This window comes from Pseudonocardia sp. (genome assembly GCF_035305885.1).
Classification (GTDB): Bacteria; Actinomycetota; Actinomycetes; order Mycobacteriales; family Pseudonocardiaceae; genus Pseudonocardia.
Window position 1 is genome coordinate 25,680 of record NZ_DATGOP010000104.1, and the last position, 9,514, is coordinate 35,193.

General features: G+C 75.5%; 13 protein-coding genes and 3 pseudogenes. 6 read left to right on the top strand and 10 right to left on the bottom strand.

The genetic code is table 11. The features are described 5' to 3' along the window. The first annotated feature begins 104 nt into the window (after window positions 1-104). A complete protein-coding gene (locus VKZ81_RS21915) occupies window positions 105-995 on the top strand; it encodes a ferredoxin family protein (protein ID WP_324243515.1) in 891 nt (296 codons plus the stop codon). A gap of 6 nt (window positions 996-1,001) precedes the next feature. Here the strand turns inward: VKZ81_RS21915 and VKZ81_RS21920 are convergent, their stop codons facing one another. Then, window positions 1,002-2,108: an App1 family protein phosphatidate phosphatase gene (locus tag VKZ81_RS21920; protein WP_324243516.1), complete on the bottom strand. Its 1,107-nt coding sequence runs from the start codon at window positions 2,106-2,108 to the stop codon at window positions 1,002-1,004. Window positions 2,109-2,170: 62 nt separating this feature from the next. On the opposite strand from VKZ81_RS21920, the gene VKZ81_RS21925 reads away from it, so the two are divergent. Further along, window positions 2,171-2,848, top strand: a complete 678-nt coding sequence (locus tag VKZ81_RS21925; protein ID WP_324243517.1) for an HAD hydrolase-like protein — start codon at window positions 2,171-2,173, stop codon at window positions 2,846-2,848. 7 nt (window positions 2,849-2,855) lie between these two features. Here the strand turns inward: VKZ81_RS21925 and VKZ81_RS21930 are convergent, their stop codons facing one another. Then, window positions 2,856-3,674, bottom strand: coding sequence for an SAM-dependent methyltransferase (locus VKZ81_RS21930; protein WP_324243518.1), 819 nt, complete (start codon window positions 3,672-3,674; stop codon window positions 2,856-2,858). Window positions 3,675-3,774: 100 nt separating this feature from the next. Here VKZ81_RS21930 and VKZ81_RS21935 point away from each other — a divergent pair, with 100 nt between their 5' ends. The 4 genes and pseudogenes from VKZ81_RS21935 to VKZ81_RS21950 form a co-directional block, all read left to right on the top strand. Then, window positions 3,775-4,956: an ABC transporter substrate-binding protein gene (locus tag VKZ81_RS21935; RefSeq protein ID WP_324243519.1), complete on the top strand. Its 1,182-nt coding sequence runs from the start codon at window positions 3,775-3,777 to the stop codon at window positions 4,954-4,956. Window positions 4,957-4,978: 22 nt separating this feature from the next. After that, a complete protein-coding gene (locus tag VKZ81_RS21940; protein ID WP_324243520.1) occupies window positions 4,979-5,617 on the top strand; it encodes a hypothetical protein in 639 nt (212 codons plus the stop codon). Between the two features lie 102 nt (window positions 5,618-5,719). Beyond that, window positions 5,720-6,127 (top strand): YccF domain-containing protein, encoded by a 408-nt coding sequence (locus tag VKZ81_RS21945; RefSeq protein ID WP_324243521.1) that lies wholly within the window; start codon window positions 5,720-5,722, stop codon window positions 6,125-6,127. Window positions 6,128-6,173: 46 nt separating this feature from the next. Continuing rightward, window positions 6,174-6,341 (top strand): annotated as a pseudogene (locus tag VKZ81_RS21950) (DUF7144 family membrane protein); the annotation flags it as partial. Window positions 6,342-6,351: 10 nt separating this feature from the next. Here the strand turns inward: VKZ81_RS21950 and VKZ81_RS21955 are convergent. The 8 genes and pseudogenes from VKZ81_RS21955 to VKZ81_RS21985 form a co-directional block, all read right to left on the bottom strand. After that, window positions 6,352-7,023 carry a GAP family protein gene (locus tag VKZ81_RS21955; protein ID WP_324243523.1) on the bottom strand — a complete coding sequence of 224 codons (672 nt, stop codon included), beginning with the start codon at window positions 7,021-7,023 and terminating at the stop codon, window positions 6,352-6,354. Window positions 7,024-7,027: 4 nt separating this feature from the next. Further along, window positions 7,028-7,312 carry an SHOCT domain-containing protein gene (locus tag VKZ81_RS21960; protein ID WP_324243524.1) on the bottom strand — a complete coding sequence of 95 codons (285 nt, stop codon included), beginning with the start codon at window positions 7,310-7,312 and terminating at the stop codon, window positions 7,028-7,030. Window positions 7,313-7,343: 31 nt separating this feature from the next. Next, window positions 7,344-7,796, bottom strand: coding sequence for a DUF6325 family protein (locus VKZ81_RS21965; protein WP_324243525.1), 453 nt, complete (start codon window positions 7,794-7,796; stop codon window positions 7,344-7,346). A gap of 125 nt (window positions 7,797-7,921) precedes the next feature. After that, window positions 7,922-8,839 (bottom strand): cytochrome d ubiquinol oxidase subunit II, encoded by a 918-nt coding sequence (locus VKZ81_RS21970; protein WP_414709440.1) that lies wholly within the window; start codon window positions 8,837-8,839, stop codon window positions 7,922-7,924. After that, window positions 8,731-9,012 (bottom strand): annotated as a pseudogene (locus VKZ81_RS35190) (cytochrome d ubiquinol oxidase subunit II); the annotation flags it as partial. The gene VKZ81_RS21970 and the pseudogene VKZ81_RS35190, both read right to left, overlap by 109 nt. A gap of 15 nt (window positions 9,013-9,027) precedes the next feature. Further along, on the bottom strand, window positions 9,028-9,183 hold the full coding sequence (locus VKZ81_RS21980) for a hypothetical protein (RefSeq protein ID WP_324243526.1): 156 nt from the start codon (window positions 9,181-9,183) through the stop codon (window positions 9,028-9,030). Then, complete coding sequence (locus tag VKZ81_RS35195; RefSeq protein WP_414709441.1) at window positions 9,180-9,314, bottom strand: cytochrome ubiquinol oxidase subunit I; 135 nt, start codon at window positions 9,312-9,314, stop codon at window positions 9,180-9,182. Before VKZ81_RS35195 ends, VKZ81_RS21980 begins: the two co-directional genes overlap by 4 nt. Continuing rightward, window positions 9,290-9,514 (bottom strand): annotated as a pseudogene (locus VKZ81_RS21985) (hypothetical protein); the annotation flags it as partial. The pseudogene VKZ81_RS21985 and the gene VKZ81_RS35195, both read right to left, overlap by 25 nt.

Sequence of the window (9,514 nt, forward strand, 5' to 3'; positions counted from 1 at the left end):
TCAAGCGACATTACCGGCTCTTTACCGGACCGGCGGGGGCCGAGAGTAGCCGATGCCGACGTCGAGCGCGGGTTGACCGGCACGCCGGTGGGTAGCCTTGGCCGGTGGACAAGTCCGTGCCGGGTGGCTGGCGACGCTGCTCGTTCGCCGCGGACGCCGCGGAGGACCCGCTGGAGGGCACGGCGCCGCAGGCGGCCCGCTGGCTGCTCGTCGAGCACCCCGGTCCGTGGCCGCCGCAGGCCCTCACCGCGCTGCCGGCCGACGTGACCGACGCCCTCGCCGACTGGGAGGGCCGCGTGGTGCTGGTGCGGCGCCCCGGCCGCGAGCGGCACAGCACGCCCCGCCGTTGGTTCCGGGTGGACGCGACCCCGGGGCAGGAGTCGGTGCGCACCGGCACCTATCGGCTCGCCTCCGAGCTGGTCGCCGCCGTCGACACCCCCGGGGAGCGCTACCCGGGCCCGCTGGTGCTGGTCTGCACCCACGGCAAGCACGACACCTGCTGCGCGGTGCGCGGCCGCGCCGTCGTCGCCGCGCTGGCCGCGGCCGACCCCGAGCCGGTCTGGGAGTGCAGCCACATCGGCGGGTGCCGCTTCGCGCCCGCCGTCGTGCTGCTCCCGCACGGCTACGCACTGGGCAGGCTCGACCCGCAGCGGGCGCCCGCAGCGCTCGCCGCCTACCGGGCCGGGCGCCTCGATCCGGCCGCGGTGCGCGGCCGCTCGGCGCTGCCGCCCGCCGTGCAGGCCGCCCAGCACCACGCCCGGCTGGCCACCGGCGCCACCGGGGTGGACGACCTGCGGCTCGTGGACGTCGTGCGCGACGACCTCCCCGACGGCGGCACCGACTGGCACGTCGAGCTCGCCGACCCGGGCTGCTCGGTGCTGGTGCGGGAGCGCTACGTCGACACCGGCCGCCCGCTCACCTGCGCGGCCACCGCCCCGGGCCGCACGCGCGTGTTCGACGTCCGCAAGCTCAGCACCGGCCGCGTCCGCCGCTGAGCGGGATCAACCGGCCTGCACCTCGTCGAGCGCGGCCGCGTCGAGCAGGCCCAGCTGCGCGGCGTGCGTGGCGATCTGCAGGCTGTCGTCGACGGCGAGCATGGGCACCCCGGCCGCCGTGACCTCGGCGGCCAGCGCGTCGACCTCGGCGATCCGGCTGGGCAGCGCGTGGCGGGTGCGGCGGATGTACACGGCGCGGATGCGATCCGGGTACTCGCGGGCGAGTCCCGCGTAGATCTCCGGGTCGAGCTGGCCGCTGTCGCCCACCAGCACGAGGCCGAGCTGCGGGTGCTCGGCGAGCATCCGGCGGACCAGGCCGCCCTTGTGCTCCTGCGCCCCGATCCGGAACAGGCCGCTGCGCGACGGCCCCCAGTCGGTCAGGAGCAGCGGGCCGAGCGGGAACCGCCGCAGCGAGATGAACTCCAGCAGCATCTCGTGCAGGTTCCACGGGCTCGTCGAGACGTAGAAGACCGGCCGCGGCGGCCCGTCGGCGGGCTCGGCGAGCGCGCGGTAGAGCGCCGCGGCGCCGGGCAGCGGCGTGCGCTCGCGCACCGGGGTCAGCAGGGTGGCGCGCACGAACTCGATCCCGCGGGTCAGGCCGGTCTCCACGATCGTGTCGTCGACGTCGCTCACCAGGCCGATCCGGGCGGCGGGGTCGACGACCATCACCTGCGCGGTCACCGCCGCCCCGTCGCGCAGCCGCAGCTCGAACGCGTGCCACCCGGGGGGCAGCGGCTCGGGGAGGTCCAGGACGGTGTCCAGGTAGCCGTCGCGGTCGGCGCGGATCTGCGTGAGGACCCCGGGCCCCTGCACCGCGACGACCGCGCCCGGGACCTCCACGGTGAGGAAGCGCGCGATGGTGGCGCGCAGCACGGCCCGCCGCGACCGCGTGGTCGTCGCAGGCGCCTCCGGCACCCCCACCGCGGGGGCCGCGGCGTCCGGCCTGCCGAGCACCACGCGCCCGCCCACCCGGACCCGTCGCGTGGTGCCGTGCCCGATGAACGGCACGATCATCGGCAGGTGCCTGCCCCGGACGCGCAGGGCGAGCAGCACCGCCGCCTGCACGACGCTCTCCACGGCCATCGCGGCCCTCACCACCAGCTTGCGCAGCACGACGCAGGCCTACCGCACGGCGCCGCCCGAGGCCACCTCGGGCCCCACGTACCATGCGATCAGTGCGCACCGTCCTCCTCGACCTCGACGGCACCCTCGTCGACTCGGCCGCGACGATCGTCGAGCACCTCGCCGCGGCGCTCGCCGAGATCGGCTTCCCGGTGCCCGACGCCGCGCAGCTGCGCAGGCTCGTCGGCCCGCCGTTCGAGACGGCCCTGCCCGAGCTCGGCCTGACCGCCGAGCAGACGGCCGCGGCCATCGCCGCCTACCGCCGCTCCTACGACGCGGTCGCCGCCGCGGTCACCCCCGTCTACCCCGAGATCCCGGGCCTCCTGGAACGGCTGCGCGCAGACGGGCTGCGCCTCGCGACCGCGACGAGCAAGCCCGAGCAGCTGGCCCGCAAGATCGTCGCGAGCACGGGGCTCGCCACCCACCTCGACCTCGTGGGCGGCGCCGACCACGTGGCGGGCCGGGTGGGCAAGGCCGCCGTCGTCGGCTCGGTGCTCCAACGGCTCCGCCTCGACCCCACCCGCCACCCGGTGGTGCTGGTCGGCGACCGCCACCACGACGTGGACGGCGGCGCGGCGCACGGGGTGCCGACCATCGGGGTCGCGTGGGGCTACGCCGAACCGGGCGAGCTCGCGGGCGCCCGGCTGGTCGTGGAGACCGTCGACGAGCTCGTCGAGGCGCTGCGCGACGAGGCGGTGTGGTCCACCGCGCTGCCCCGCGACGCGGCCTGACGCGGCCTCACGGCTTGCGCGCGACCCCGCCGTACTCATCGATCTGCCTGGCGGGCGCGAGGACGGCCACCCCGGGCGGGGTCTCGGGCCGCCACCGGGGGACCGACACGAACCCCGGCTCGACCCACTCGAGCCCGGCGAAGAACGAGGCGATCTCGTCCGGCTCCCGGTTGACGTAGATCGCGCCGCCGGTCTTGCTGAACTCCTGCTGGGCCTTGAGCTTCTCCTCGGTGACGGTGCCGTCGCAGATGGCGAGGTAGCTGCCCGACGGCACGCGGCTCATGATGTCCGCGACCAGCGCCCGCGCCTCGGCGGTGTCGGCGATGTGCCCGAGCACGCCGAGGATCAGCACGGCGACCGGCTGCTCGAGGTCGAGGACCCGCTGCGCGCCCCGGAAGATGCGGTCGACGTCGCGGATGTCGGCCTCGAGGTAGGTGGTCTCCCCCTCGGGCGTGCCGACGAGCAGCGCCCGGGCGTGCGCGAGCACGAGCGGGTCGTTGTCGACGTAGACGACCCGGCACTCCGGGGCGACCCGCTGCGCCACCTCGTGGGTGTTGTTCGCCGTCGGGAGCCCGGTGCCGATGTCGAGGAACTGGCGGATGCCGGTCTCGCCCGCCAGGAACTCCACGACCCGCCGCAGGAAACCCCTCGCCTCCCGCGCGTTCACCCTGATCTGCGGGTAGATCGCGGCGATGGCGTCACCCGCCTCCCGGTCGACGGCGTAGTTGTCCTTGCCGCCGAGGAAGTAGTTCCAGATGCGCGCCGAATGCGGGACGGTCGTGTCGATCCCGGTGCCGGTGTAGGGCGCGGTCGGCTCTTCGCTCACAGAGGCATCCTTGCCGACCCCGCCCGCCCCCGCCAAGATCGGGTGTGCCGACCGGCAACCCCTTTCCTCGAGCAGCCGACAACACCGGGGATCGCCCTCCATGAGACGACCGACCGGCCCGCGCGCCGCGTCCATCGCCCTGTCCGCCGCCGCCGCGCTCGCGCTCACCGCGTGCGGGGGCGGCCCAGCCGACGAACCGGCCCCCGCCGACGCGCCCGCCACCGCGGCGGCGCCCGCGGGCGGGCCGCTCGACCTGGCCGGGGTGTGCCCGGCCACCGTCGTGATGCAGCAGGACTGGCAACCCGAGGCCGAGCACGGCGCGATGTACAGCCTCGTCGGGCCGGACCGCGTGATCGACGCCGACGCCAAGGTGGTGCGCGGGTCGCTCGTGGCGCAGGGCGTCGACACCGGGGTGGACATCGAGGTGCGCCCCGGCGGGCCGAGCGTCGGCTTCCAGCCGGTCTCGGCGCTCATGTACCTCGACGACGACATCGTGCTCGGCGCGGTGAACCCCGACCTCGGCATCGCCGCGGCGGCCGAGCAGCCGACCGTCGCCGTGGTCTCGCAGCTCACGACCAGCCCGCTGATGTTCATGTGGGACCCCGCGTCGCACCCGGGCGCGAGCACGCTGCGCGACGTCGCGGCGAGCGGGGTGCCGCTGGTCACCGCCGACGCCGTGGTCACCGCGCTGCTGGTCGAACAGGGCGTCGTCACGCAGGAGCAGGTCGACACCAGCTACGACGGCACCCCCGCCCGCTTCGTGTCCGACCCGCGGATCCTGCAGCAGGGCTTCGCGACCTCCGAGCCATACATGTACGAGCAGGAGATCGCCGAGTGGGGCCGCCCGGTGGCCTACCAGAAGCTCGCCGACTACGGCTACTCGGTGTACCCGTCGCCGCTGTCGGTGCGGGCCGATCGGCTGGAGGAGCTGCGGCCGTGCCTCGAGAAGCTCGTGCCGATCATGCAGCGGGCGCAGCTGGACTACCTCGCCGACCCCGGCCCGACGAACGCGCTGATCGTCGAGCTCGTGGAGGCCTACCAGACCGGCTGGACCTACTCGCCCGGCGTCGCCGACTACGCCGTGCGGGCGCTGCGCGAGCAGAACCTCGTGGAGAACGACCCCGCGTCGGGGGTGTTCGGCCGGTTCGACCCGGAGCGCTGGCAGCGGATCGTCGACACCTTCGGCCCGATCCTGCAGGCCCAGGGCACGATCACCGAGATCCCGGCCCCGGAGAGCCTCTACACCAACGAGTTCATCGACGACGGCATCCGCATGGACTGAGCGACGGACACCCACGACCGCGATGAGGCCGCCTCGACCTGCTGCGCGCCATCGGGGGGCCGCCCCGGTCGCGCAGGGCCTCGGCGACCCGGGCATCGACGCCGCCGACACGGACCTCGCCGATGCGGGGCGGGCCGGTGAGCGCGTCGGCCGTCGCCTGGCCGAGGCCGTGCGCGACATGAGGCGCCTGCGTCCCCCGGAGTACCAGGAGCGGTGGGGCCGCTCCCCGACCGCGCACGCGACCGCCCTGGGGCGGTTGGTGGGGTCGCTCGAGGAGGAGGTCGACGTCGTGCGGCGGGACGCGGGCGACGGCGGCGCCGAACGCGAGCTCACCGCCTTCGGCCTCGCGGCGGCGTGGACGGCGGCGGAGGGCCTCGACGCCACGAGTGGCGAGCAACGGCTGCGGGCGCTCCTGCCCACCGGGATCCGCGACGACCCCTCGCTCGCCGGCGTGGCCGAGGAGGTCGCGGTCCTGTTCGAGGAGCGCCGCTACGCGGAGGCGGCCGAGCGGTTGCTCGGGCGCTACGACGAGCTCGACCCGGAGGACGTCGTCGCCGAGATCGGGCGCGAGCTGTCCGAGCGGATCCCCGCGGGGGACGACGGGGACCACCTCAGCGCGTTCCTCCTGGGCCTCGACGCGTCCCGGGACGCGGGCGGCTGACCGCCGGCTCGGGTCGGGCGACGGATCCTCCTTCCCAGGTGAGGCCGATCGGCGCCCATCCGGTGCAGGTTGGGTGCGCACAACCCGTCGGTGGAGGCCGTGATGCGAACCGCGCTCAACGTGATCTGGCTGCTGCTCTGCGGGATCTGGCTCGCCATCGGCTACGTGCTGGCCGGCGTGATCTGCTGCCTCCTCGTCGTCACGATCCCGTTCGGGCTCGCGGCGTTCCGGATCGCCGACTTCACCCTGTGGCCGTTCGGGCGGCGGCTCGTGCGGCGCGCCGACGCGGGCGTCCCGTCCGTGATCGGCAACGTCGTCTGGATCGTCGTCGCCGGGTGGTGGCTCGCGCTCGGGCACATCGCGACGGCGATCGCGCTGGCGATCACGATCATCGGGATCCCGCTGGCGCTCGCGAACCTGAAGCTGATCCCCGTGTCGCTCGTACCGCTCGGTCGGGTCATCGTCGACAGCGACGACCTGGCGGCCGGCCGGTACCCGGCGGTGGGCTGACCCGGCCGGGAGGCACCGGTGCCCGAGGCGTACCGGGCTCCTCGCCGGGAACACCGTCGCGCGGGTCGGGACCGTCGCGCCGGCGCTCGTGAGCGCGGTGCTGAACCTCGCCTTCCTCGCCGCCCACCCGGTGTGGTCGACGATCGTGGTGGTCGTGGACGCCATCGTCGTCTACGCGATCGTCGTGCACGGCCGGGAGGTGCGGTACGGCTGAGACGCCCGCGTCAGGCCGCGACGGCGCCCAGGCCGACCAGGCCGGAGACGAGCAGGTAGCCGCCCAGCCCCCCGCAGAAGCAGGTGATGATCGCCCGCTGCCGCCGCTGCACGACGCCGGCGGCCCGCCCGATGAGCTGCCGGGGCACGGCGGGGTGACGGATCGAGAGCACCAGCGCGGCGACCGCGAGGCTGAACCAGATGGCGTTGTAGATCCCCACCTGCAGCAGGCCGCTCACCACGCCCGGCGCGCTCCGGGCGATCGCGTTCAGCGCGGCCAGGTAGACCACGCCGGGCAGGTGGGTGAGCACCCCCGCGGCCGCCGCGCCCGGCGGTGTCATGTTCGAAAGGCGGCGACGCATCCAGCCGTCCCCGGCGTCCGGCGCGTCGACGCCCCACCGCGGCCCCCGGCCGGCGGCGGTGACCGCGGCGCAGGCGAGCGCGCCGGCGCCGAGCAGCAGGTCGAGGGCCGGCCGGGACGTCGGGGACGCGCCCGCCGAGCGCAGCCCGCCCAGGAGCACGACGACGAGCGTCCCGACCGAGACGCTGAACGCGAGCCCGGCGACGATGTAGGCCATGAGGAGGCGCCGCGGGTGCGGCGCGGCGAGCATGGCGAGCACCGCCGCGACACCCGTCGGCCGGATCACGGTGGTCGCGGCGAGGACGAGTGCCTCGGTGCTCATGCGCTCAAGCGTTCAGCACGGCGCGCTTCTGCTGTTGGAACTCCTCCTCGGTGAGCACGCCCTGGCTGCGCAGCTCCCCGAGCTGCCGCAGCTGGGCGAGCCGGTCGTCCACGGGCGACGGTCCCGGTTCCGGCGCGGGCTCCGGCGCGGCGGGCGCCGCCGCGTGGGCCGCCTGCCGGTCCTGGCGGGCCCACCGGCCGGCCTGCCGCCGCGAGACGCGGTTGGACACGGCCGTGGCGGTCCCGGCGACCATCGCCGTGCGGGCTATGCCGCGCAGCAGTCCTGGCATCGGTCCTCGTCCTCTCGGTCGGTCGGGCGCCTCAGGCGTCGACGGGCTCGGCGGCGTCGAGCGCGTCGAGGGCGTCGAGCAGGGCGGACACCGGGATCCGCCCGCTCGCCACGAGCTCGGCACCGGCCCGGCGCAGCGCCGACGCGAACGGGATCGCCCACACGTTCTCGTAGAGCACGACCATGGCGGCCCGGCCGGGTTCGAGGACGGCCGCGGCCTCGGCGCGGTCCTCGCCGCCGACGAGGCCGGAGGCCGCGCCGTCGAAGACCCGGACGTCGGGCTCCCCCTCGCCGATCTCGCCGACCTCGAGGCCGACGACCGAGCCGTCGGCCTCCTTGCGGAGGAAGGCCAGGTCCAGGATGCGCACCGTGCCCCGGTCGACGAGCTCGACCACCCGCGGCAGCACGTCCCGCGGCACCTTCCCGTCCGGGAACTCCACGACGATGTAGTCGACCGGCCCCATGACGTCCATCTCGTCGCTCATGCCGCTCCCTTCGCCGCTCCGACACGGCACGGCCGCACCCCGCGGGGTGTCGCGGACGGGCACGCGGGACGGTAGGCCGCCGCCGCGCCGTCGGACCTCACCCGCGGCGGGCGAATCCGCACCGCCTACCGGCCGGGTGCGACCGGCCCCCGCGCCCGCGCGAACAGCCGGGCCAGGCACCAGGCGACGAGCAGCCACACCAGGCGCGGCATCGCGCGCGGCGACGCGGGGCCGGCGCTCGGCGGCCGCACCGCCTCCGGCCGCGGGTCGGAGCCCGCGGGCTGCTGCGGCCCGGGCGGCGGGGGTACGGGACCGGCCCCGCCCGCGCCGCCGATCCGGCCGCGGAACACGTGGTAGGACCAGCCCTGGTAGCCGAGGACGGCGGGCAGCAGGACGGCGAGCGTGACCGTCATGACCCGCAGCGCGTACGGCGAGGCGGCGGCGCCTTCGACCGTGAGGTCGCCCGCGGCGCCGAGCCTCGAGACCACCACCCGCGGGTAGAGCTCGACGGACAGCGACACGACGACCGCGGCCACCGTGGCGGACGTGGCGGCGAAGGCGGCGCCGTCGCGCTCCCCCCGGATCAGCACCGCCGCCGCGATCACGGCCGGCACCGCGCCGAACTCGGGCACCGACCACAGGACCGCGCCGCCGGTGCCGGCCCCGGTCGCGACGACGAACCCGAGCACCGCGAGGGCGGCGACCGGACCGAGCACCCGGCCCGCGCGCAGCGCCCGCCCGCGCACCGAGCCGCTCGTGCGCAAGGCGAGGAACGCCGCGCCGTGCAGCAGGTACAGCACCAGCAGCGTCGCGCCGACCGCGAGCGCGTAGGGGCCGAACAGGTCCCCGATGCCGCCGACGAACTCCTGCCGGGCGTCGACGTGCCGCGTTCGCCCGGCGCGTGCGCGCCGAATGCGAAGGACACGCCGCGCAGGATCAGCGCCACCAGCACGACGACGAAGACCGGGTAGAAGCCCGAGAGCATCGTCGCGTACCAGTCCGGGAAGGCGGCGAACGTGACGGCGACCGCCACGATCAGCCACACCTCGTTGCCGTCCCACACCGGCCCGATCGTGCGGACCGCCGCGGCCCGCCCGCCCGCGTCCCCGCCGACGGCGCCGTGGAGCACCCCGACACCGAAGTCGAAGCCCTCGAGCAGGAAGAAGCCCGTCCACAGGACGACGAGGACGATGAACCAGAAGGCGGCGAGCGTCATCCCGGCCGACCCCTTTCAGTGGGTGGGCTGCGGGTCGGGCGCCGCCGCCGTCCCCTGCTCGGCGCGCTCCGGCTCCGCGGCGAGCTCCGCACGGACGTAGCGCGCCATCAGCCACCAGTCCACGACGGCGAGCGCGGCGTAGAGCAGCACGAAGACCACCAGGCTCGTCACGACGGCCGCCGCGCCCACCGAGGGCGACGCGGCGTCCCGGTGCGCATCAGGCCCTGCACGATCCACGGCTGGCGGCCGTTCTCGGTGAGGACCCAGCCCGCGGTGTTCACCACGAACGGCACGGGCAGCATCCAGATCGCCGCGCGCAGGAACCACGGCGGCGCGCCAGCCTGCGCCGCCGCCACAGCCCCCACAGCGCCACCAGCGGGACGAGGCTGTCGAGGTAGGCCATCGTCCGCATCGACCAGTACTGGACGAAGACGTTCGGGATGTAGCCGCCGGGCCCGTACTGCGCGGTGTACTGGGCCTGCAGGTCGTCGAGCCCCACCAC